We start from the raw sequence: 23491 nt of genomic DNA, 5'->3' as shown, positions 1-23491 counted from the left end.
TTATTTCCTCTTCGCCTTCTTATCCGCGCCGTGACCGTAATAGGTCCGGGTCGGAGCGAATTCACCGAACTTGTGGCCGACCATGTCCTCGTTCACCGAGACCGGGACGTGCTTCTGGCCGTTGTAGACACCGAAGGTGAAGCCGACGAACTGCGGCAGGATGGTGGAGCGACGGCTCCACATCTTGATCACCTCATTGCGACCACCCTCGCGAACCTTGTCCACCTTCTTGAGAAGGTAGCCGTCGACGAAGGGGCCTTTCCAAATCGAACGAGTCACTTGGCGTTACCTCTTCTTAGCTCTTGCGCTGATGGCGCGAGCGCACGATGAACTTGTCGGTCGCCTTGTTGGACCGCGTCTTCTTGCCCTTGGTCGGCTTGCCCCAGGGCGAAACCGGATGACGGCCACCCGAGGTGCGGCCTTCGCCGCCGCCATGCGGATGGTCGACCGGGTTCATGGCCACGCCGCGATTGTGCGGGCGCTTGCCGCGCCACACGGTGCGGCCGGCCTTGCCGTCATTGATGTTGCCGTGGTCGGGGTTCGACACCGCGCCGACGGTGGCCATGCAGGAGCCGTGCACGACGCGCTGCTCGCCCGAGTTGAGGCGCAGGATCGCCATGCCCTGGTCGCGGCCGACGAGCTGAGCGTAACCGCCGGCCGAACGGGCGACCTGGCCGCCCTTGCCCGGCTTCAGCTCGATGTTGTGGACGATCGTGCCGACCGGCATCGAGGCCAGCGGCATCGCATTGCCCGGCTTCACGTCGACCGCTTCGCCGGCCACGATCTTGTCGCCGGCAGCCAGGCGCTGCGGGGCCAGGATGTAGGACAGCTCGCCGTCGTCATACTTGATCAGCGCGATGAAGGCGGTGCGGTTCGGATCGTATTCGATACGCTCGACCGTGCCGACGACGCCGTACTTCTTACGCTTGAAGTCGATGATGCGGTACGAACGCTTGTGACCGCCGCCGATGAAGCGGGCCGTGATGCGGCCGTAATTGTTGCGGCCGCCCGACTTGGTCAGGCCCTCGGTCAGGCCCTTGACGGGCTTGCCCTTGTAGAGGCCCGAGCGGTCGACGATGACCAGCTGGCGGGTGCTCGGCGTTACCGGGTTGAATTTCTTAAGTGCCATTGTCCTGTCCTCGCGGCCTTGCTCAGAGACCCGTCGCGACGTCGATCGACTGGCCGTCGGCCAGCGTCACTACCGCCTTCTTGACGTCGCCCTGGCGGCCAACCGTGCCGCGGAAGCGCTTGATCTTGCCCTTGCGGACGAGTGTGTTCACAGCCGTCACCTTGACGCCGAAGAGAGCTTCCACGGCAGCCTTGATTTCCGGCTTCGACGCCTTCTTGGCGACGTTGAAGACGACCTGGTTCTGCTCGGAAGCCATGGTCGACTTTTCGGTGATCGCCGGCGAGACGATCACGTCGTAGTGACGGAGGTCGGTCATTTAAAGCGCTCCTCGAGAGCCTCGACGGCGGCCTTCGAAAGGACCAGCGTGCCGCGGCGCAGAATGTCGTAGACGTTGATGCCCTGGATGGGCAGCACGTCGATGTTCGGAATGTTGGTCGCGGCCAGCTTGAAATTCTGGTCGAGCTCGGCGCCGCCGATCACCAGGGCGTTGGTCAGCCCCAGCGTCTCGAGGTTCGCCGCCAGCGCCTTGGTCTTGGCCTCGGCCAGCTTCAGCTCGTCGACGATGATGAGCGAAGCGCTCTTGGCCTTAGCCGAAAGAGCATGCTTCAGGCCCAGCGCGCGCACCTTCTTCGGCAGCTCGTGCTCGTGGCTGCGCACGACCGGGCCATGCGCCTTGCCGCCGCCGCGGAACTGCGGAGCGCGAGCCGAGTGGTGACGGGCGCGGCCCGTACCCTTCTGCTTGTACATCTTGGCGCCGGTGCGCGCGATCTCGGCGCGGCCCTTGGACTTGTGCGTGCCCTGCTGCTTCTTGGCGAGCTGCCAGCGCACGACGCGCTGCAGGATGTCCTCGCGCGGGTCAAGGCCGAAAATCTCCTCGGAGAGTTTCACCTTGCCGGCGTCCTTGCCGCCGAGCGTTGTGATCTTGAGGTCCATTATTCCGCTCCCTCAGTGGCCGGGGCTTCGTTCTTGGCGGCAGCGGCACGGATCGCGGCGGGCTTCGGCGCGTTGGCCGGCAGCGCCGCCTTGGCAGCATCGCGAACCAGGATCCAGGCGCCCTTGACGCCGGGAACCGCGCCGCGGATCAGGATCAGGCCGCGGTCGGCGTCGGTCGAGACGACCTCGACATTCTGCGTGGTGACGCGGGTGTCGCCCATGTGGCCGGCCATCTTCTTGCCCTTGAACACCTTGCCGGGGTCCTGGCGCTGACCGGTCGAACCGTGCGTGCGGTGCGAGACCGAGTTACCGTGCGTGGCGCGGCCACCACCCATGTTGTGCCGCTTGATCACGCCCTGGAAACCCTTGCCGGTCGAGGTGCCGGTGACGTCCACCTTCTGGCCGGCGACGAAATGCTCGACCGTCAGCTCGGCGCCGACGTCGATCATGTTGTCGGCGGAGACGCGGAACTCGGCGAGCTTCGCCTTCGGCTCGACGGAGGCGGCGGCGAAATGGCCGCGCATCGCCTTCGACGTGTTCTTCACCTTGGCAAGGCCAACGCCGAGCTGGACGGCGGTGTAGCCGTTCTTCTCCTGCGTGCGCTGAGCCACGACCTGGCAGTTCTCCATCTGGAGAACGGTGACGGGAACGTGTTCCCCGGCATCGTTATAGATGCGGGTCATTCCCACCTTCTTTGCAATCACACCTGAACGCATCGGTTCAATTCCTTTAGAGTTCCGGGCCAGGGGCACGCCCCTTACCGCGCTCTCAATCCCTTAGAGCTTGATCTCGACGTCGACACCGGCGGCCAGATCGAGCTTCATCAAAGCATCGACCGTCTGCGGGGTCGGATCGACAATGTCGAGCAGCCGCTTGTGCGTGCGCATTTCGAACTGCTCACGGCTCTTCTTGTCGACGTGGGGCGACCGGTTGACCGTGAATTTTTCGATCCGCGTCGGCAGCGGAATGGGGCCGCGGACGTTGGCGCCGGTGCGCTTGGCGGTCGACACGATTTCGCGCGTCGAGGCGTCGAGCACCCGGTGGTCAAACGCTTTAAGGCGGATGCGGATATTCTGTCCGTTCATGCGTCAATTCCTTGTTCTGGCGCGGCGCGGGCAGCTCCCGCGCCCGCGACAGATCCGTTTCAGTCCAATTATTCCTTGATGGTGACGACGATGCCGGCACCGACGGTGCGGCCGCCTTCACGGATGGCGAAGCGCAGCTTCTCTTCCATCGCGATCGGCACGATCAGCTCGACGTCGACGGTGATGTTGTCGCCGGGCATCACCATCTCGGTGCCGGCCGGCAGCGTCACGATGCCCGTCACGTCCGTCGTGCGGAAGTAGAACTGCGGACGGTAGTTGGTGAAGAACGGCGTGTGACGGCCGCCCTCGTCCTTGGTCAGGATGTAGGCTTCGGCAACGAACTTCTTGTGCGGCTTCACCGAGCCGGGCTTGGCCAGAACCTGGCCGCGCTCCACGCCCTCGCGGTCGATGCCGCGCAACAGCGCGCCGATGTTGTCGCCCGCCTGGCCCTGGTCGAGCAGCTTGCGGAACATCTCAACGCCCGTGCAGGTCGTCTTGGCGGTCGGACGGATGCCGACGATCTCCAGTTCCTCGCCGACCTTGACCACGCCGCGCTCGACCCGGCCCGTCACCACCGTGCCGCGGCCCGAGATCGAGAACACGTCCTCGATCGGCATCAGGAACGGCTTGTCCAGCGGACGAACCGGCGTCGGGATATAGGCGTCGACCTGAGCCATCAGCTCGCGGATGGCGTCCTCGCCGATGGTCTTGTTGGAATCTTCCAACGCAGCCAGCGCCGAGCCCTTGACGATCGGAATGTCGTCGCCGGGGAACTCGTTCTTCGACAGAAGCTCGCGAACCTCGAGCTCCACCAGCTCGAGCAGCTCGGCGTCGTCGACCTGATCGACCTTGTTCAGGAACACAACGATCGAGGGCACGCCGACCTGACGGGCAAGCAGGATGTGCTCGCGGGTCTGCGGCATCGGGCCGTCGGCCGCCGAAACGACCAGGATCGCGCCGTCCATCTGCGCCGCACCCGTGATCATGTTCTTCACATAGTCGGCGTGGCCGGGGCAGTCGACATGGGCATAGTGACGGTTGGCCGTCTCATACTCGACATGCGCCGTCGAAATCGTGATGCCGCGCGCCTTCTCTTCCGGCGCCGCGTCGATCTGGTCATAGCGCTTGTATTCGCCAAAATACTTCGTGATCGCCGCCGTCAGCGACGTCTTGCCATGATCGACGTGGCCGATCGTGCCAATGTTCACATGCGGCTTGGTGCGCTCGAATTTACCTTTTGCCATGTGATCTCTCCATTCCTGCCTGCCCGTGCGGGCCTTGAATTAAGGTCTCGTGCAACCCGCTCGAGTTACGCGTATTTCTTCTGAACTTCCTGGGCGACCGCGGTCGGAACCGGCTCGTAGTGGTCGAACTGCATCGTGTACTGGGCGCGGCCCTGCGACATCGAACGCAGATTGTCGACGTACTTGAACATGTTCGCCAGCGGCACCATCGCGTTGATGACGACGGCGACGCCGCGCGCTTCCTGGCCCTGGATCTGGCCACGACGGCCGTTGAGGTCGCCGATGACGCCGCCGACATAATCTTCCGGCGTCACGACCTCGACCTTCATGATCGGCTCCAGTAGCTGCACGCCGAGGCGCGGAGCGGCTTCCTTGAAGCAGGCGCGGGAGGCGATTTCGAACGCCAGCACCGAGGAGTCGACGTCGTGGAAGGCGCCGTCGATCAGGGTCGCCTTGACGCCGATCATCGGGAAGCCGGCGAACGGGCCGGAACCCATGACGCTCTGGATGCCCTTCTCGACGCCCGGGATGTATTCCTTCGGAACCGCACCGCCGACGATCTTGGACTCGAACACGAACTCTTCGCTCTCGGTGTTCGGCTCGAACAGAATCTTGACGCGCGCGAACTGGCCGGTACCGCCGGTCTGCTTCTTGTGCGTGTAGTCCTGCTCGTGCGTGCGGGTGATCGTCTCGCGATAAGCCACCTGCGGCGCACCGACATTGGCTTCCACCTTGAACTCGCGGCGCATGCGGTCGACGATGATGTCGAGATGCAGCTCGCCCATACCGGCGATGATGGTCTGACCCGATTCCTCGTCGGTCTTGACGCGGAAGGACGGATCCTCGGCCGCCAGGCGATGCAGCGCGAGGCCCATCTTTTCCTGGTCGTTCTTGGTCTTAGGCTCGATGGCGATCTGGATGACCGGATCGGGGAACTCCATGCGCTCAAGGATGACCGGGTGCAGCGGATCGCAGAGCGTGTCGCCGGTGGTCGTGTCCTTGAGGCCGGCCAGCGCAACGATGTCGCCGGCATAGGCTTCCTCGATGTCGGCGCGCGAGTTCGCATGCATCTGCAGCATGCGGCCGATGCGCTCCTTCTTGCCCTTCACCGTGTTGTCGAGCGAGGTGCCCTTGGTGAGCTTGCCCGAATAGATACGGGCAAAGGTCAGCGAACCGACGAAGGGGTCGTTCATGATCTTGAACGCCAGCATCGACAGCGGCTCGTTGTCGTCGGCATGACGCTCGATCTCGGCGTCGGTCTTGGCGTCGACGCCCTTGATGGCCGGCACGTCGATCGGCGACGGCAGGTACTCGACGACGGCGTCGAGCAGCGGCTGCACGCCCTTGTTCTTGAAGGCCGAGCCGCAGAACATCGGGAAGAACTTGACCGCGATGGTTCCCTTACGGATCAGCGCGCGGATCTCGTCGTTCGACGGCATGTTGCCTTCGAGGTAGTTCTCGAGCGCGGTCTCGTCCATCTCGACCGCGGCTTCGATCATCTTCTCGCGGTACTGAGCGGCCTTTTCCTTGAGATCGGCCGGGATCTCGACGACGTCCCAGGCGGCGCCCAAGGTCTCGTCGCGCCAGACCAGCGCGTTCATCTCGACGAGGTCGACGACGCCCTTGAACTCGGTCTCGGCGCCGATCGGCAGCTGCATGACGACGGCCTGAGCGCCGAGGCGCGAGCCGATCATTTCCACCGAGCGGTAGAAGTCAGCGCCGATCTTGTCCATCTTGTTGCAGAAGATCATGCGCGGCACGTGGTACTTGTCGGCCTGGCGCCACACGGTCTCGGTCTGCGGCTCAACACCGGCGTTGGCGTCGAGCAGCGCGATGGCGCCGTCGAGCACGCGCAGCGAACGCTCGACCTCGATTGTGAAGTCGACGTGTCCGGGGGTGTCGATGATGTTGAAGCGGCGCATCTTGCCGTCACGACCCTTCCAGAAGGTCGTGGTCGCGGCCGAGGTAATGGTGATGCCGCGTTCCTGCTCCTGCTCCATCCAGTCCATGGTGGCAGCGCCGTCATGGACTTCGCCGATCTTGTGCGACTTGCCCGTGTAGTACAGGACGCGCTCGGTCGTCGTCGTCTTGCCGGCGTCGATGTGCGCCATGATACCGAAATTGCGGTAGTCTTCGATTTTGTATTCGCGGGCCATGGGAGGTGCCTCTCAGTCTCTTTCGCGTTACCAGCGGTAATGCGCGAAGGCGCGGTTGGCTTCCGCCATCTTGTGGGTGTCTTCACGCTTCTTGACGGCGGTGCCGCGGTTGTTGGCCGCGTCCATCAGCTCGCCCGAGAGGCGGTCGACCATGGTGGTCTCGTTGCGGTTGCGGGCCGCGGCGATCAGCCAGCGGATCGCCAGCGCTTGACGGCGCTCGGGGCGCACGTCGACCGGAACCTGGTAGGTGGCGCCGCCGACGCGACGCGAGCGCACTTCCACATGCGGCGCGACATTGTCGAGCGCCTGATGGAACACGGCGACCGGCTCCTGCTTGGTCTTGGCCTGGACCTGGTCCAGCGCGCCGTAGACGATGGTCTCGGCAACCGACTTCTTGCCGTCATACATGACGGCGTTCATGAACTTGGTGACGACCAGATCGCCGAACTTGGGGTCCGGATTGATCTCACGCTTTTCTGCACTGTGACGACGGGACATGGGAAACCCTTACTTCGGACGCTTGGCGCCGTATTTCGAACGACGCTGCTTGCGGTTCTTCACACCCTGCGTGTCAAGCACGCCGCGGATGATGTGGTAGCGGACACCCGGCAGATCCTTGACGCGGCCGCCGCGGATCATGACCACCGAGTGCTCCTGAAGGTTGTGACCTTCGCCCGGGATATAGCCGATCACCTCAAAGCCGTTGGTCAGGCGAATCTTGGCCACCTTGCGCAGCGCCGAGTTCGGCTTCTTCGGCGTCGTGGTGTAGACGCGCGTGCAGACGCCCCGCTTCTGCGGGTTCTGCTGCATGGCCGGGACCTTGTTGCGCTTCACCGGCGCCAGGCGCGGCTTGCGGATCAGCTGGTTGACGGTAGGCATTAAACCCTCTTGTCTCTCAATTCCGTGTCTGCCCTGTCAGGGCCGCTCAAAGCGTCATTTCCATACGCAAATTCGGGCAACACACCGCGTCTCGCGGTCCTGCCCAAACAAATTGCAGAGGAAGCGGAAGCCGCTTCATGCGCGCCGGAAATGTCTTTTCGCTCGTAAAACGAACCCTGTTTGAGACAAACTCCAAAGCGCGTCGCCTCGGAAAGGCAAGTCTCACATCGGTTCTGACGTGGCGGCTTCTACTCGTAAGGCCATTGCCCGTCAACCCCGCAACGGCAAATATTGCGGTCAATTCGGAGCTTGGCAGCCATGCGCGAAACGCATGTAATTTTATTGCGCCTTTTTTCAAGCGCGAGGAAGAAAGTGACCGGCTTGCGGCTGTCTTCCCGGCCTGCTTCGTGCCAAAAGGCGGCTTGAACCGGACTATCGCCCGCCAAATGAGGAATCAACCCGTGAACGACAATGAAGAACGGCCGGTCACCATCATCACCGGACGGGTCTGGCGCAAGAAAGGCGGCAAGCCGGAAGGCGTGCATGTGATGCTGGTGGCGCCCGACGATGATTCCGCCGTGCGCCGCGCGCTCGAATCGCTCGCCGCGAAGGGATTCGCGGAGGCCGAGCTCGACCAGATCGGCGATATGGAAGGCGAGCCCGACGAGGAACCGCATCTGTCGGCCTATCAGGGCGCGCTCGAAGGCGAGGTCTCGATCGTCACCTTCGACGAGCCGTCCTGATACAGCCGGCCGCGCTGCGTCCTTTCCCCAACACCCTAAAGTCAGCCACTCTTCCCTTTCGGAGCTTCCATGACCAGCACCCCCATCAAGCTCGGCATTGTCGGCGTGGGCAAGATCGTGCGTGACCAGCATCTGCCGGCGGTTGCAAAGGACGACGATTATCGGCTCGTCGCCGCGGCGAGCCGCCACGGCAAAGTCGATGGTATCGCGAACTACCCGACGATCGAAGCGATGCTTTCGGCCGAACCCGCGCTCGACGCGGTCTCGCTCTGCATGCCGCCGCAGTTCCGCTATGACGCGGCGCGCGTCGCGCTGGAAGCCAAGAAGCATGTGTTCCTCGAAAAGCCACCGGGCGCCACGGTCAGCGAGGTCGAGCATCTCAAAGTGCTGGCCGAAAGGAACGGCGTGTCGCTCTTCGCCAGCTGGCACTCTCGTTATGCGCCGGCGGTCGAAGCCGCCCGCGCCTTCCTCGCCTCCGCCAAGCTGACGTCGGCCGCCATCAACTGGAAGGAAGACGTGCGCCGTTGGCACCCGAACCAAGAATGGATCTGGGAACCTGGCGGCTTCGGCGTGTTCGATCCCGGCATCAACGCGCTGTCGATCGCCACGCATATCCTGCCGCCGATGTTCATCACCTCGGCCGTGCTCGATTTTCCGGAAAACCGCGCGGCGCCGGTCGCGGCGCATGTCGCCTTCCGCACGTCCAACGGCCTGCCGGTGACGATGGAGCTCGACTGGCTGCAGACCGGCCCGCAGAGCTGGGATATCCTGGCCGAGACCGACAAGGGCAGTGTGGTGCTGTCCGGCGGGGGCGCGAAGCTCGCGGTCGACGGCAAGATCATCCATGACGAGCCGGAAGCCGAATATCCGATGCTTTACAAGCGCTTCGCCGAGATCGTCCGCGCTGGCACTTCCGATGTCGATCTCGCGCCGCTGCAGCACGTCGCCGACGCTTTCATGCTCGGCAAGCGCAACGTGGTCGAAGCGTTCTTCGACTGAGGCATGATCCTCACTCAACGACCGCGATGGTGAAGCCGTCATAGCCCTTGGCGCCAACGGTCTGGATGGCCGTACCGTCCAGTCGTTCCTCGCGGCCGATGAACGAAAACGCCGCGCGGGCGCCCTCGACATTGGCATCGCCGCTGTTCTTTTTCACCACCGCGCCGTCGCGGATGACGTTGTCGCAGACGATGACGGTGCCCGGGCGCGCCAGCTTCATCGCCCAGGCCAGGTAGTTCGGGTTGTTCGGCTTATCGGCGTCAATGAAGATGAGGTCGAACGGACCGGCGCTTTCGTCCGCCAATGCGGCGAGCGACTGAAGCGCGGGGCCGACCCGCAGGTCGACCTTGTCGGAAATCCCTGCCCGCTCGAAATTCGAGCGCGCGACCCTGGCATGGTGCGGCTCGAGTTCCAGCGTCACGACCTTGCCGTCCGCCGGCAATCCCCTCGCCATCCAGATGGTCGAGTAGCCGCCGAGCGTGCCGACCTCCAGCACCTTTTTCGCGCCGCGAATGCGCACCAGCAGCGACAGCAATTTGCCCTGCGCGGGCGACACGTCGATTGCCGGCAGGCCCTGGTCGCGGTTGGCCGCGAGCACGGCGTCCAGCACGGGATCCGTTTCGAAAAGCGAGGAAACGATGTAGTCGTCGACAGCCGTCCAGGTCTTGCTGCTCATAGCTCTTCCTCTTTCGTGAAGTTAGCTCGGGATGACGGCTCGTAGACCCATCATCCCGATCTGGTTCCTTGTTGGGAGCATGATCTTCCCCGAAAACCGGTACCCACTTTTCGGGATCATGCCCTGAATGCAAAAAGGGGCCCACGCGGGCCCCTTCTGTCTAGTTTCTCATATCACGGCGCTCACTGCGCGGCATTGACCATGTCGGTCAGCATCGGGTCGGCGACCTCGACACCGGAGGCCCTGCGGCGCTCATCGATGATGAGCTCGTCGCGCGAGGTGGCGATGCGCCTTATCTGGCTCATCGTGCCGCCGGTGCCGGCCGGGATCAGGCGGCCGACGATGACGTTTTCCTTCAGGCCCTGCAGCATGTCGGTCTTGCCGGCAACCGCAGCCTCGGTGAGCACCCTGGTCGTCTCCTGGAAGGAGGCGGCAGAGATGAAGGACGGCGTCTGCAGCGAGGCCTTGGTAATGCCGAGCAGCACCGGCTGACCTTCGGCCGGCTTCTTGCCGTCCTCGATCAGTCGCTCGTTGACCTCTTCCAACTCGATCACGTCGACGTGGTCGCCCGGGATGTAGGTCGAGTCGCCCTGCGCGGTGATCTCGACCTTCTGCAGCATCTGGCGAACGATCACCTCGATGTGCTTGTCATTGATCGACACGCCCTGCAGTCGGTAGACCTCCTGGATCTCGTTGACGAGGTAAGAGGCAAGCGCCTCCACGCCCTTGATCGCCAGGATGTCGTGCGGCGCCGGATTGCCATCGAGGATGTAGTCGCCCTTCTCGATGACGTCGCCGTCCTGGAGATGGAACGGCTTGCCCTTCGGGATCAGGTACTCCACCGGCTCAAGCGTCGAGTCATGCGGCTCGATGATGATGCGGCGCTTGTTCTTGTAGTCGCGGCCGAAGCGGATCGTGCCATCGATCTCGGCGATGATGGCGTGATCCTTCGGACGGCGAGCCTCGAACAGTTCGGCCACGCGTGGCAGACCACCGGTGATGTCCTTGGTCTTGGCGCTTTCCATCGGGATACGCGCCAGCACGTCGCCGGGCTTCACATGCGCGCCCGGCTCGACCGAGAGGATGGCCTCGACCGAGAGCAGGAAGCGCGCATCGCCGCCCTTCGACAGCTTGCCGACCTTGCCCTTGGCGTCCTGGACGACGATCGCGGGCTTCAGGTCGCTGCCGCGCGGCGTCGAACGCCAATCGATGACCTCACGCTTGGTGATGCCGGTCGATTCATCGGCCGTTTCCTGGACGGAGATACCGTCGACCAGATCCTCGAACGCCACGCGACCCTCGATTTCGGTGAGGATCGGGCGGGTATAGGGATCCCACTCGGCGATACGCTGGCCGCGCTTCACCTTGTCGCCATCGTCCACGAAGATGCGCGAACCATAGGCGACGCGGTGCGTGGCGCGCTCCTTGCCGGTCTCATCGAGGATGAGCACCGCCATGTTGCGGCCCATGACCATCTGCTGGCCTTCCGAGTTGCGCACCACGTTGCGGTTGCGGATCTGCACCTTGCCCTCATAGGAGGCTTCAAGGAACGAAGAGTCCACCACCTGCGCGGTGCCGCCCATGTGGAAGGTACGCATGGTGAGCTGGGTGCCCGGCTCGCCGATCGACTGCGCCGCAATGACGCCGACGGCCTCGCCCTGGTTGACGGGGGTGCCGCGGGCCAGGTCGCGTCCGTAGCAGACGGCGCACACGCCGGTCCTGACCTCGCAGGTCAGCGCCGAGCGGATGCGGACCGACTGCACGCCGGCCTTCTCGATCTGCTCCACGTCGCGCTCATCCATCAGCTTGCCGGCCTTGACCAGCAATTCGCCGGAGACCGGATGGTTGATGTCGTCGAGCGCGGTGCGGCCCAGCACGCGCTGGCCGACCGAGGCGACAATCTGGCCGGCATCGACGATCGGCTGCATGGTGAGGCCCTTGTCGGTGCCGCAATCCAGCGAATTGACGATGCAATCCTGCGCCACGTCGACGAGACGGCGGGTCAGGTAACCCGAGTTCGCCGTCTTCAAGGCGGTGTCGGCCAGACCCTTGCGGGCGCCGTGGGTCGAGTTGAAGTACTCGAGCACGGTGAGGCCTTCCTTGAAGTTCGAGATGATCGGCGTCTCGATGATTTCACCCGACGGCTTCGCCATCAGGCCGCGCATGCCGGCGAGCTGACGCATCTGGGTGGGCGAACCGCGCGCACCCGAATGCGACATCATGTAGATCGAGTTCATCGGCTTCTGACGGCCGTTTTCCTCGAACTCCACCGCTTTGATGCGCGCCATCATCTCGTCGGCGACCTTTTCCGAGCACTTGGCCCAGGCGTCGACGACCTTGTTGTACTTTTCGCCCTGCGTGATCAGGCCGTCATTGTACTGCTGCTCGTATTCCTTGGCCAAAGCCTCGGTGTCGGAAACAAGCTTCAGCTTGGTGTCCGGAATGACCATGTCGTCCTTGCCGAACGAAATGCCGGCACGGCAGGCGTGCGCAAAGCCGAGCGCCATGATGCGGTCGCAGAAAATGACCGTCTCCTTCTGACCGCAGTGGCGGTAGACGGTATCGATCATCTTGGAGATGTTCTTCTTGGTCATCTCCTGGTTGGCGATGTCGTAAGGCACGTTGACGTTCTTCGGCAGAAGCTCGCCGATGATCATGCGGCCAGGCGTGGTGTCATAGATCTTCGACACGACGTTGCCTTCGGCGTCGACCGAGCGGAAGCGACCCTTGATCTTGGCGTGCAGCGTCACGGCCTTGGTCTCCAGCGCATGCTGGAGCTCGCCCATATCGGCAAAGATCATGCCTTCGCCCGGCTCGTTCTGGTTGACGATCGACAGATAGTAGAGACCGAGAACCATGTCCTGCGACGGCACGATGATCGGCGCGCCTGAGGCCGGGTGCAGGATGTTGTTGGTCGACATCATCAGCACGCGGGCTTCGAGCTGCGCTTCCAGCGACAGCGGCACGTGGACGGCCATCTGGTCGCCGTCGAAGTCGGCGTTGAAGGCAGTGCAGACCAGCGGATGCAGCTGGATCGCCTTGCCTTCGATCAGGGTCGGCTCGAACGCCTGGATGCCCAGGCGGTGCAGCGTCGGCGCGCGGTTCAGCAGCACCGGATGCTCGCGGATCACCTCGTCGAGGATATCCCAAACCTCCGGACGCTCCTTCTCGACCAGCTTCTTCGCCTGCTTGACCGTCGAGGAGAAACCCTTGGCGTCGAGGCGGGCGTAGATGAAGGGCTTGAAGAGCTCGAGCGCCATCTTCTTCGGCAGGCCGCACTGATGCAGCTTGAGCTCCGGACCGGTCACGATGACCGAGCGGCCGGAATAGTCGACGCGCTTGCCGAGCAGGTTCTGGCGGAACCGGCCCTGCTTGCCCTTGAGCATGTCGGACAGCGACTTCAGCGGACGCTTGTTGGCGCCGGTGATGACGCGGCCGCGACGGCCGTTGTCGAACAGCGCATCGACGGCTTCCTGCAGCATGCGCTTTTCATTGCGCACGATGATGCCGGGCGCGCGCAGCTCGATCAGCCGCTTCAGGCGGTTGTTGCGGTTGATGACGCGGCGATAGAGGTCGTTGAGGTCGGACGTCGCGAAACGACCGCCGTCAAGGGGAACCAGCGGACGCAGGTCCGGCGGGATCACCGGAACCACCTTCATGATCATCCATTCCGGACGGTTGCCGGATTCCATGAAGTTCTCCACGACCTTGAGCCGCTTCAGGAACTTCTTCTGCTTGAGCTCGGACGTGGTCGAAGCCAGCTCCGAGCGCAGGTCGCCGGCGATCTTCTCCAGGTCCATGCCGGCAAGCAGGTCATGGATGGCCTCGGCGCCGATCATGGCTGTGAAGGAATCCTCGCCATACTCGTCGACGGCAAGCATGTACTCTTCCTCGCTGAGGAGCTGGTTCTCCTTCAGCGCGGTCAGGCCCGGCTCGGTGACGATGTAGTTCTCGAAGTAGAGCACACGCTCGATATCCTTGAGCGTCATGTCGAGCAGCGTGCCGATGCGCGAGGGCAGCGACTTCAGGAACCAGATATGGGCGACGGGCGCGGCGAGCTCGATGTGGCCCATGCGCTCGCGGCGAACGCGCGACAGCGTGACTTCGACGCCGCACTTTTCGCAGATGACGCCCTTGTACTTCATGCGCTTGTACTTGCCGCACAGGCACTCATAGTCCTTGATCGGGCCAAAAATGCGCGCGCAGAACAGGCCGTCACGCTCCGGCTTGAAGGTGCGGTAGTTGATGGTCTCCGGCTTCTTGATCTCGCCGAACGACCAGGACAGAATCTTCTCTGGGCTGGCAAGCGAGATCCGGATGGAATCGAACACCTGCGCAGGCGCCTGCGGGTTGAAGAGATTCATGACCTCTTGGTTCATGCCGTTCTCCTTTTCGGGGTCCTCGATAACCCCTTCAATCGATCGCGGACGAAATGTCCGCAGATTGGCCGGTCAAACCGGCCGAAGATTTGTTGGTTGAGCATGACCTTGTCCGAAAACCGGTAGCCACTTTTCGGGGTCATGCTCGGGGCGCGCCGCTTCCCGGAGCGGCGCGCCGTAGCCTTACTCGGCAGCGTCGGGCAGACGCGTCGGGGTCTCTTCGAGCTGGGTGTTCTCCAGCTCGACGTTGAGACCGAGCGAGCGCATTTCCTTGACGAGAACGTTGAAGCTCTCCGGAATGCCCGCTTCGAACGTGTCGTCGCCGCGCACGATCGCTTCGTAGACCTTGGTGCGGCCGGCGACGTCGTCCGACTTCACCGTCAGCATCTCCTGCAGCGTGTAGGCGGCGCCGTAGGCTTCGAGCGCCCAGACCTCCATTTCGCCGAAGCGCTGGCCGCCGAACTGCGCCTTGCCGCCCAGCGGCTGCTGGGTGACGAGCGAGTACGGACCGATCGAACGCGCGTGGATCTTGTCGTCCACCAGGTGATGCAGCTTGAGCATATAGATATAGCCCATCGTCACCTTGCGATCGAACGGCTCGCCGGTGCGGCCGTCATAGAGCTGCGACTGACCGCTGGTGTGCAGGCCGGCCTGCTCCAGCATGGTGTTGATGTCGGCCTCATGCGCGCCGTCGAACACCGGGGTCGCGATGGAGACGCCGCGGCGCATCTGCTCGCTCAGGCGAATGATGCTCTCGTCGTCATATTCGCGGATCGGCTCGTTGCGGTCGTTGGCCGGCATGAAGCTTTCCAGCGTCTTGCGCAGCGGCTTGATGTCGCCGCCCGCCTTGTACGCGTCGATCAGCTCGCCGATCTTCCTGCCCATGCCCGCGCAAGCCCAGCCCAGATGCGTTTCCAGGATCTGGCCGACATTCATGCGGCTCGGCACACCCAGCGGGTTGAGCACGATGTCGGCATGCGTGCCGTCCTCGAGGAAAGGCATATCCTCGACTGGAACGATCCGCGACACGACACCCTTGTTGCCGTGACGGCCGGCCATCTTGTCGCCCGGCTGCATCTTGCGCTTAACCGCCACAAAGACCTTGACCATCTTCATGACGCCCGGAGGCATTTCGTCGCCGCGCTGCACCTTCTCGACCTTGTCCATGAAGCGCTGCTCGAGCGCCTTCTTGGACTCGTCATACTGGCCGCGCAGAGCTTCGAGCTCGCCCTGGAGCTTCTCGTTCTCGACGGCGAACTGCCACCACTGGGAACGCGGATACTCGTCGAGCATGTCCTTCGACAGCTTCGAGCCCTTCTTGAAGCCCTTCGGTCCGGCGATCGCTTCCTTGCCGACCAGCACGTCGGAAAGACGCGCATAAACGTTGCGGTCCAGGATCGCCTGCTCGTCGTCGCGGTCCTTGGCAAGGCGCTCGATCTCCTCGCGCTCGATCGCCATCGCGCGCTCGTCCTTCTCCACGCCGTGGCGGTTGAAGACACGCACTTCGACGACCGTGCCGAAAGTCCCCGGAGGCATGCGCATGGAGGTGTCGCGGACGTCCGAGGCCTTTTCGCCGAAGATGGCGCGCAGAAGCTTCTCTTCCGGCGTCATCGGGCTTTCGCCCTTCGGCGTGATCTTGCCGACCAGGATGTCGCCCGGCTGCACCTCGGCACCGATATAGACGATGCCGGCCTCGTCGAGGTTCTTCAACGCCTCTTCCGAGACGTTCGGAATGTCGCGCGTGATTTCCTCCGGCCCGAGCTTGGTGTCGCGCGCCATGACCTCGAACTCCTCGATGTGGATCGAGGTGAAGACGTCGTCGGCCACGATGCGCTCGGAGAGCAGGATCGAGTCCTCGTAGTTGTAGCCGTTCCACGGCATGAACGCGACCAGCACGTTACGGCCGAGCGCCAGATCGCCGAGCTCGGTCGAGGGACCGTCGGCAATGATGTCGCCCTTGTTGACGCGGTCGCCCATGCGCACCAGCGGACGCTGGTTGATGCAGGTGTTCTGGTTCGAACGCTGGAACTTCATCAGCCGGTAGATGTCGACGCCCGACTTGCCGGGATCGAGATCTTCCGTGGCGCGGATGACGATACGGGTGGCGTCCACCTGGTCGACCACGCCGCCGCGGCGGGCGCCAATGGCGGCGCCCGAGTCACGGGCGACGATCGGCTCCATTCCGGTGCCGACGAACGGCGCCTCGGCGCGCACCAGCGGCACCGCCTGACGCTGCATGTTCGAGCCCATCAGCGCGCGGTTGGCGTCGTCGTTCTCGAGGAACGGGATGAGCGCGGCCGCGACCGACACCATCTGCTTCGGCGAGACGTCCATCAGGTCGACGTTCTCGCGCGGCGCCATCATCACTTCGCCGGCGTTACGGCAAATGACGAACTCGTCGACGAAGCTGCCGTTCTTGTCGAGCTCGGCGTTGGCCTGCGCGACATAGTGCTTGGCCTCTTCCATCGCCGACAGATAGACGACCTCGTTGGTCAGCTTGCCGTTCACGATCTTGCGGTACGGGCTTTCGATGAAGCCGTACTTGTTGACGCGGGCGAAGGTGGCCAGCGAGTTGATCAGACCGATATTCGGGCCTTCCGGCGTCTCGATCGGGCAGATGCGGCCGTAATGCGTCGGGTGCACGTCGCGCACCTCGAAGCCGGCGCGCTCACGGGTCAGGCCGCCCGGTCCAAGCGCCGAGAGGCGACGCTTGTGGGTGATCTCCGACAGCGGGTTGGTCTGGTCCATGAACTGCGACAGCTGCGAGGAACCGAAGAACTCGCGCACGGCGGCGGCCGCCGGCTTGGCGTTGATCAGGTCCTGCGGCATGACCGTGTCGATCTCGATCGAGGACATGCGCTCCTTGATCGCGCGCTCCATGCGCAGCAGGCCGACGCGGTACTGGTTCTCCATGAGCTCGCCGACCGAACGCACGCGGCGGTTGCCGAGATTGTCGATGTCGTCGATCTCGCCCTTGCCGTCGCGCAGCTCGACCAGCGTCTTGACCACGGCCAGGATGTCTTCCTTGCGCAGCACGCGCACGGTGTCCTCGGCCTTGAGCTCAAGGCGCATGTTCATCTTGACGCGGCCGACGGCCGACAGGTCATAACGCTCGCTGTCGAAGAACAGCGAGTTGAACATGGCTTCGGCGGTCTCGAGCGTCGGCGGCTCGCCCGGGCGCATGACGCGGTAGATGTCGAACAGCGCGTCCTGGCGGCTCTCGTTCTTGTCGACTGCGAGCGTATTGCGGATGTAGGCGCCGACATTGACGTGGTCGATGTCCAGGATCTGGATCTCTTCCTCGCCGGTGCCGAGCAGCACCTTCAGCGTCTTGTCGTCGATCTCGTCGCCGGCCTCGAGGAAGATCTCGCCGGTGGCGTAGTTGACGATGTCCTCGGCGAGATAATTGCCGAGCAGATCCTCGTCGGTCGCCTTGATGGCCTTGAGACCCTTCTCGCCGAGCTGGCGGGCCTGGCGGGCGGTGATCTTCTTGCCGGCCTCGACAACGACCTCGCCCGTATCGGCGTCGACCAGGTCGCCGACGGCCTTGAGGCCGCGGAACCGCTCGACGTTGAAGGGGATGCGCCAGTGGTCGCCCGAGCGCTTGTAGGTGATCTTGTTGTAGAAGGTCGACAGGATCTCCTCGCCGTCCATGCCGAGCGCCATCAGAAGCGACGTCACCGGAATCTTGCGGCGACGGTCGATGCGGGCATGCACGACGTCCTTGCTATCGAACTCGATGTCCAGCCACGAACCGCGATAGGGAATGACGCGCGCGGCAAACAGAAGCTTGCCCGACGAGTGCGACTTGCCCTTGTCGTGGTCGAAGAAGACGCCCGGCGAGCGGTGCATCTGCGAGACGATGACGCGCTCGGTGCCGTTGACGATGAAGGTGCCGTTCGACGTCATGAGCGGCATGTCGCCCATATAGACGTCCTGCTCCTTGATGTCCTTGATCGACTTCGCGCCGGTATCCTCGTCGATATCGAACACGATCAGGCGCAGCGTCACCTTCAGGGGCGCGGCATAGGTCAGGTCGCGCTGACGGCACTCGTCAACGTCGAATTTCGGTGCCTCGAACTCATACTTCACGAACTCCAGCATGGAGGAGCCGGAAAAGTCGGAGATCGGGAAGACCGACTTGAAAACGGCCTGCAGTCCCTCGTCCGGACGGCCGCCCTTGGGCTCGTCCACCATCAGGAACTGGTCATAGGATGCCTTCTGAACCTCGATGAGGTTCGGCATCTCCGCAACTTCCGGGATCTTTCCGAAGAACTTGCGTACGCGTCTGCGGCCATTGAAAGTCTGGGTCTGGGCCATCGTCGCTCCTTAGCTCTAAACTCGGGACGAACCTCGCCGCGGCTCGCCTTGCACCAACGGGCGGCCTCGGCGGCTGCCCCTATCTGTTTTTTCCGGCCGCCTTTTCCAATCGCTTGGCGGCTACCGGCTAAAACGGGAGAAAACCCGTTTCCGGAAGACCGCTTTTCGGCCCTCAGGAAAGAGGTTTTCAAACGCCTCGCGCAACCAAGCCTCCCTCACAGCCCAAGGGAGGGGGCGGACGGCGCGAGACCGTCCGCCCTCGCCTGACAGGCTTACTTCAGCTCGACCTTGGCGCCAGCTGCTTCCAGCTGAGCCTTGAACTTGTCGGCGTCGGCCTTGGAAACGCCTTCCTTGACCGGCTTCGGAGCCGCTTCGACCAGGTCCTTGGCTTCCTTGAGGCCAAGGCCGGTGATGGCGCGGACTTCCTTGATGACGTTGATCTTCTGGGCACCGGCGTCGGCGAGAACGACGTCGAATTCCGTCTTCTCTTCAGCCGGAGCAGCGGCAGCGGCAGCACCACCGGCAGCGGCGGCAACAGCCACCGGAGCGGCGGCCGAAACGCCCCACTTCTCTTCCAGGAGCTTCGACAGCTCAGCCGCCTCGAGGACGGTCAGCTTCGAAAGGTCGTCTACGATCTTCGCGAGATCAGCCATTTTGATATTCCTTTAGTTGGTTCGAACGTGTGTTGTTGACAGCGAGGAACGGCCTCATGCCGCCTCGTCCTTCCGGGCGTAAGCGCCGATGACGCGCGCGACCGAGGCCGCAGGCGCATTGACGATCTGGGCGATCCGGGTTGCCGGCGTGGCGATCATGCCAACCAGCTTGGCGCGCAGCTCGTCGAGCGACGGCATCGTGGCGAGTGCCTTGACACCATCGGCGTTGAGCGAGGTCGAGCCCATCGCGCCGCCGAGAATGATCAGCTTGTCATTCCCCTTGGCGAAATCGGACGTGACCTTCGGCGCCGCAACCGGATCCTCCGAATAAGCGACCAGCGTCTGTCCCTTGAACAGATCGACGATCGATGCGGAGTCCGTGCCCTGAAGAGCGATCTTGGCGAGACGGTTCTTCGCGACTTTGACGGTGCCGCCGGCGGCGCGCATCTTCGACCGGAGGTCGTTCATTTGCGCCACGGTGATACCGGCGTAGTGGGCCACGACGACTGAACCCGCGTTCGAGAACGCTTCGTTCAGGCCCGTGACGAGTTCGCGCTTTTCCGCTCTGTCCACTGCCTATCTCCAGTTGACCCCTGCCTCAACAATGGGAGCATTCCCATTTCGAGGTCAGAAGTCGGGTTGCCTTTTGCCGGCCGGGCCATCCAAATCCTGGATCTCCCGAACGGCGCTCGAGGATCCTGCCCCCTTTTCGCCCACCGACGGCAAGCCGGCGATGTGCTGACAAAAGGCAAACACGGTTCGAACCTTTCATTGGAGCTTTCGCTCCTTTGTCGGGTCTTCACCCGTCTCATGCAGGCCCAATCGAATTAAGGCTTTTGGGCCGCCTGCAATCTCGGACAGGATATCCGGAAACCTTGCGGCTTCCGGGGGTACCGGGCCGCCGACGGATCGGCGGTCCGGAATTCTTCTTCTTACGATCGGCTCGAGGCCGATCGCACGACATTTACGACGCGGCGAGCGTCGCGATGTCGAGCTTGAGGCCAGGGCCCATCGTCGAGGTGACCGACACCTTCTTGACGTAGTTGCCCTTGGCGCCCGCGGGCTTGGCCTTGTTCACCGCATCGGCGAAGGCGCGGACATTCTCTTCCAGCGCCTTGACGTCGAACGAGACCTTGCCGACGCCGGCCTGGACGATGCCGGCCTTCTCGACGCGGAACTCGACCGCACCGCCCTTCGAAGCCTTGACGGCCGCGGCGACATCGGTGGTCACGGTGCCGACCTTCGGGTTCGGCATCATGCCGCGCGGGCCGAGCACCTTACCGAGGCGACCGACCAGCGGCATCATGTCCGGCGTGGCGATGCAGCGATCGAAATCGATCGTGCCCTTCTGGACGATGTCGACCAGGTCTTCGGCGCCAACCACATCGGCGCCGGCGGCCTTGGCTTCTTCGGCCTTGTCGCCACGGGCGAACACGGCGACGCGCACCGAGCGGCCCGTGCCGTTCGGCAGGTTGACGACGCCGCGGACCATCTGGTCGGCATGGCGCGGATCGACGCCGAGATTCATCGAGACCTCGACGGTCTCGTCGAACTTCACCTTGGACCGGTCCTTGAGCAACTGCAGCGCCTCGGAGAGCGCATAAGCCTTGTTCGGGTCGATGCCTTCGCGGCTCTTGGCAACACGCTTTGCAATCTTTGCCATGATCTTAGCCCACCACTTCCAGGCCCATCGAGCGGGCGGAGCCCTCGACCATGCGCATGGCCGCCTCGACGTCGTTTGCGTTCAGGTCCTTCATCTTCTGCTCGGCGATCGCGCGCACCTTGTCGCGGCTGATCGTGCCGACCTTGGTCTTGCCCGGTTCCTTGGAGCCCGACTTCAGGTTGGCGGCCTTCTTCAGGAAGTAGCTCACCGGCGGCGTCTTCATGACGAAGGTGAACGACTTGTCCTGGTAGTAGGTGATGACGACCGGGATCGGCGACCCCTTCTCCATCTCCTGGGTCTGCGCGTTGAACGCCTTGCAGAACTCCATGATGTTGATGCCGCGCTGACCAAGCGCCGGGCCGATCGGGGGCGACGGCGTGGCCGAGCCCGCGGCAACCTGGAGCTTGAGCTGGCCTGCAACTTTCTTAGCCATCTCTATTCCTGCCTTTTCTCATGCCGGCCCATTAGCGGGACACCGGCGGTTGCAGTCTGGTGGTGCGGTTCCGACGGCCGGCTATGCCGCCTTCGCCTCCCACCCGTTCACGCGGCGCTTTTTGCACCGCCCCGACGCCCTGCGGGCGCGGGTTTGCCGACGCCTTGCGGCGCAGCTTTACGGATCAGCCCTTTTCGACCTGTCCGAATTCCAGATCGACGGGCACGGCGCGCCCGAAGATCGAAACTTCCACCTTGAGGCGGGCCCGCTCCTCGTCCACTTCCTGGACGACGCCGTTGAACGACGCGAACGGACCATCCGAGACGCGGATCGCCTCGCCGATCTCGAAAGTCACCGAGGGCTTCGGCCGCTCGACGCCTTCCTGGACCTGGTTCAGGATGCGCTGCGCCTCGGTCTCGGTGATCGGCACGGGCTTGGAGTCGCCCAGGAAGCCGGTGACCTTCGGCGTGTTCTTGACCAGCGAGAACACGGCGTCCGTCAGGTTGGCCTTCAGCAGGACATAGCCCGGGAAGAACTTGCGTTCGGCATCGACCTTTCGGCCGCGGCGGATCTCGACGACCTTCTCGGTCGGCACCACGATCTGTTCGATCTCGCCGGACAGGCCCTTCTGCTTGGCCTTGTTCTCGATATCCTCGGCGACCTTCTTCTCGAAGTTCGAATAGGCGTGGACGATATACCACCGCGCAGTCATTTCACGACCTCTCCGTAAACCGCCGAATTAATGCCCGAGACCCAGGATCCACTCGATCGCATAGCCCATCAGAATGTCGGCAGCGAAGAAGAAGAGCATCGCGATCACCGCGAACACCAGGACCATCACGGTCGAGATCATGGTTTCGCGCCGCGAAGGCCATGTCACCTTGGCCGTCTCCGCGCGAACCTGCTGGAGAAAGGTGAAGGGATTAGTGGTTTTCGAAGCCATGTGCCGCCTGTGTTCAAGACCCGTTGGCCGGGCCTCCTGGATGATCCCGCTGGCCGGGACGTGCCGCTTGGGCTTCATGCGGCGCGAATCAGCACCGCTATTTCACCCACGCAAATCAGACGCGTAAAGCCGGCTTCCCAGCTCCACGCGTCGCGTGTCTGTCTTGTCTACATAAAACCGATTCTTAATCCACGCAAGTGGCAAGGTCCGCTTTATGTCCTAGCGCCGCCTCGGAACCATCCAGTCGTCCCGTCCCGGCTATGCGGGGCTTATGCCCCAATTTCCGCCATATGGCAAGCCACCCGCCGATTTTCAACCGTCGGCAACCGCGATCCTCGATTTTCCCGCCTGTGCCGACCGCAACTTCCGCCTCGGCGGCACGAAAAATCTGACGCAGTTCCCATCCGGAATCTTCACGAAAACGGGGCAGTCTTCATCATGGGAAAGGTGGCACGGGCAGCAGGGCTCGAACCTACGACCTGCGGTTTTGGAGACCGCCGCTCTACCAACTGAGCTATGCCCGTGCATGCGCTTGTTCGGCGCAGGCGCTTCCTAAAAGCTTCCGGGCGTTCTGTAAAGAGCACTCCGATACCGTTTTGAGGCCCTCGTCAGAAATCTGAATTGGCGAGCCGCCGGCACTCGATCACGGGGCGCAGGCGCTTACGGCTTTCCGGCGGGCGGCTTGTAGGGGCCGCCCGGCACGCCCCAGCCCCAGGCCGGCATCGGCTCGGTCTCGGGATCGCAGGTCTCGCCCAGATTCGAGTTCATCTTCGCCAGCCGCGATCCCCACTCGACATAGCCCATGAAGGCGGAGCGGAACTCGGGGTCGTCCGGCAGGGCGACCTCATCCGCGGCATCGGCGAGAAGGTTGATCCAGCGCCGGCGCTGCTCTTCTGTCAGGTGCTTGCCGAGATGGTGCATCACCATCTCGCGATGCCCGCCATGCTTCTCGCTGTAGGTTTTCGGTCCGCCGAAGACCTCGGCAATGAAGGCCGCGACATGCGCCGGGTGGTCTGGCGACATATGCATGAATACCTGCCCGACGACCGGATCCGCCGCCACCTTGTCGTAAAATGTCCGTGTCAGCCGGTTCAGCGCCTCGGTGCCGCCGGCCCAATCGTACAAAGTCGGGATGTCCTCGCTCATCGCCGCTCCTCCATTGTGCATGCAGCACGGCGAAGATAGCGGCAGCGCCCTGCCCCGCTCAACCTGCCTCGATGGCCAGTGCGCGGGTTCTCCTTGCCTACGCAATTGCG

At 63.3% G+C, this 23491-nt stretch carries 22 protein-coding genes and 1 tRNA gene; 2 read left to right on the top strand and 21 right to left on the bottom strand.

Going from position 1 to position 23491, the window contains the following annotated elements; all coding sequences use genetic code 11:
• From rpsS to rpsL, 10 genes are all read right to left on the bottom strand, one after another.
• A complete protein-coding gene (rpsS, locus tag MJ8_RS16460) occupies positions 1 to 279 on the bottom strand; it encodes a 30S ribosomal protein S19 (RefSeq protein ID WP_040994617.1) in 279 nt (92 codons plus the stop codon).
• Between the two features lie 16 nt (positions 280 to 295).
• Entirely contained in the window at positions 296 to 1129 is an 834-nt protein-coding gene (gene rplB, locus MJ8_RS16455) for a 50S ribosomal protein L2 (protein WP_201409922.1), read from the bottom strand.
• Between the two features lie 22 nt (positions 1130 to 1151).
• On the bottom strand, positions 1152 to 1445 hold the full coding sequence (locus MJ8_RS16450; RefSeq protein ID WP_040983033.1) for a 50S ribosomal protein L23: 294 nt from the start codon (positions 1443 to 1445) through the stop codon (positions 1152 to 1154).
• On the bottom strand, positions 1442 to 2062 hold the full coding sequence (gene rplD / locus MJ8_RS16445) for a 50S ribosomal protein L4 (protein ID WP_201409921.1): 621 nt from the start codon (positions 2060 to 2062) through the stop codon (positions 1442 to 1444). The genes MJ8_RS16450 and rplD overlap by 4 nt, the downstream gene beginning before the upstream one ends.
• Positions 2062 to 2778 (bottom strand): 50S ribosomal protein L3, encoded by a 717-nt coding sequence (gene rplC, locus MJ8_RS16440; RefSeq protein WP_040994615.1) that lies wholly within the window; start codon positions 2776 to 2778, stop codon positions 2062 to 2064. The genes rplD and rplC overlap by 1 nt, the downstream gene beginning before the upstream one ends.
• 60 nt (positions 2779 to 2838) lie before the next feature.
• A complete protein-coding gene (gene rpsJ / locus MJ8_RS16435) occupies positions 2839 to 3147 on the bottom strand; it encodes a 30S ribosomal protein S10 (protein ID WP_006205468.1) in 309 nt (102 codons plus the stop codon).
• Positions 3148 to 3215: 68 nt separating this feature from the next.
• A complete protein-coding gene (gene tuf / locus MJ8_RS16430) occupies positions 3216 to 4391 on the bottom strand; it encodes an elongation factor Tu (RefSeq protein WP_040983039.1) in 1176 nt (391 codons plus the stop codon).
• A 65-nt stretch (positions 4392 to 4456) separates the two neighbouring features.
• Positions 4457 to 6547, bottom strand: a complete 2091-nt coding sequence (gene fusA, locus MJ8_RS16425) for an elongation factor G (protein ID WP_112131444.1) — start codon at positions 6545 to 6547, stop codon at positions 4457 to 4459.
• Between the two features lie 27 nt (positions 6548 to 6574).
• Positions 6575 to 7045, bottom strand: a complete 471-nt coding sequence (gene rpsG, locus MJ8_RS16420) for a 30S ribosomal protein S7 (protein WP_041003106.1) — start codon at positions 7043 to 7045, stop codon at positions 6575 to 6577.
• A gap of 9 nt (positions 7046 to 7054) precedes the next feature.
• The gene (gene rpsL / locus MJ8_RS16415) at positions 7055 to 7426 is read right to left on the bottom strand and encodes a 30S ribosomal protein S12 (RefSeq protein ID WP_006202128.1); all 372 of its coding nucleotides are present in this window, start codon (positions 7424 to 7426) and stop codon (positions 7055 to 7057) included.
• A gap of 461 nt (positions 7427 to 7887) precedes the next feature.
• Between rpsL and MJ8_RS16410 the strand changes: the two genes are divergently transcribed.
• A complete protein-coding gene (locus MJ8_RS16410) occupies positions 7888 to 8169 on the top strand; it encodes a transcriptional regulator (protein WP_201409920.1) in 282 nt (93 codons plus the stop codon).
• 69 nt (positions 8170 to 8238) lie between these two features.
• Positions 8239 to 9168 carry a Gfo/Idh/MocA family protein gene (locus MJ8_RS16405; RefSeq protein WP_201409919.1) on the top strand — a complete coding sequence of 310 codons (930 nt, stop codon included), beginning with the start codon at positions 8239 to 8241 and terminating at the stop codon, positions 9166 to 9168.
• A 10-nt stretch (positions 9169 to 9178) separates the two neighbouring features.
• On the opposite strand, the gene MJ8_RS16400 is transcribed toward MJ8_RS16405, so the two are convergent.
• The 11 genes from MJ8_RS16400 to MJ8_RS16350 all read right to left on the bottom strand — a co-directional run bounded on the left by MJ8_RS16400 (position 9179) and on the right by MJ8_RS16350 (position 23381).
• On the bottom strand, positions 9179 to 9844 hold the full coding sequence (locus tag MJ8_RS16400; protein ID WP_201409918.1) for an O-methyltransferase: 666 nt from the start codon (positions 9842 to 9844) through the stop codon (positions 9179 to 9181).
• 182 nt (positions 9845 to 10026) lie between these two features.
• Entirely contained in the window at positions 10027 to 14223 is a 4197-nt protein-coding gene (gene rpoC, locus MJ8_RS16395; RefSeq protein WP_201409917.1) for a DNA-directed RNA polymerase subunit beta', read from the bottom strand.
• Positions 14224 to 14406: 183 nt separating this feature from the next.
• Positions 14407 to 18543, bottom strand: coding sequence for a DNA-directed RNA polymerase subunit beta (gene rpoB / locus MJ8_RS16390; protein WP_201409916.1), 4137 nt, complete (start codon positions 18541 to 18543; stop codon positions 14407 to 14409).
• 272 nt (positions 18544 to 18815) lie between these two features.
• Complete coding sequence (gene rplL, locus MJ8_RS16385; RefSeq protein WP_040983055.1) at positions 18816 to 19196, bottom strand: 50S ribosomal protein L7/L12; 381 nt, start codon at positions 19194 to 19196, stop codon at positions 18816 to 18818.
• 54 nt (positions 19197 to 19250) lie between these two features.
• On the bottom strand, positions 19251 to 19769 hold the full coding sequence (gene rplJ / locus MJ8_RS16380) for a 50S ribosomal protein L10 (protein WP_112131438.1): 519 nt from the start codon (positions 19767 to 19769) through the stop codon (positions 19251 to 19253).
• A gap of 391 nt (positions 19770 to 20160) precedes the next feature.
• Complete coding sequence (gene rplA, locus MJ8_RS16375) at positions 20161 to 20859, bottom strand: 50S ribosomal protein L1 (protein ID WP_040983059.1); 699 nt, start codon at positions 20857 to 20859, stop codon at positions 20161 to 20163.
• A 4-nt stretch (positions 20860 to 20863) separates the two neighbouring features.
• On the bottom strand, positions 20864 to 21292 hold the full coding sequence (rplK, locus tag MJ8_RS16370) for a 50S ribosomal protein L11 (protein ID WP_040983061.1): 429 nt from the start codon (positions 21290 to 21292) through the stop codon (positions 20864 to 20866).
• A gap of 184 nt (positions 21293 to 21476) precedes the next feature.
• Positions 21477 to 22004, bottom strand: a complete 528-nt coding sequence (gene nusG / locus MJ8_RS16365; RefSeq protein ID WP_041003121.1) for a transcription termination/antitermination protein NusG — start codon at positions 22002 to 22004, stop codon at positions 21477 to 21479.
• A gap of 27 nt (positions 22005 to 22031) precedes the next feature.
• Positions 22032 to 22235: a preprotein translocase subunit SecE gene (gene secE / locus MJ8_RS16360; protein ID WP_027170383.1), complete on the bottom strand. Its 204-nt coding sequence runs from the start codon at positions 22233 to 22235 to the stop codon at positions 22032 to 22034.
• A gap of 448 nt (positions 22236 to 22683) precedes the next feature.
• Positions 22684 to 22759, bottom strand: a tRNA-Trp gene (locus tag MJ8_RS16355).
• A gap of 136 nt (positions 22760 to 22895) precedes the next feature.
• Complete coding sequence (locus MJ8_RS16350; protein WP_201409915.1) at positions 22896 to 23381, bottom strand: group II truncated hemoglobin; 486 nt, start codon at positions 23379 to 23381, stop codon at positions 22896 to 22898.
• Positions 23382 to 23491: the final 110 nt, after the last annotated feature.

This window comes from Mesorhizobium sp. J8 (assembly GCF_016591715.1).
Lineage (GTDB): Bacteria > Pseudomonadota > Alphaproteobacteria > Rhizobiales > Rhizobiaceae > Mesorhizobium.
Note: the sequence above shows the minus strand (reverse complement) of the source record. Positions and strands in the feature narration are given on the sequence as shown.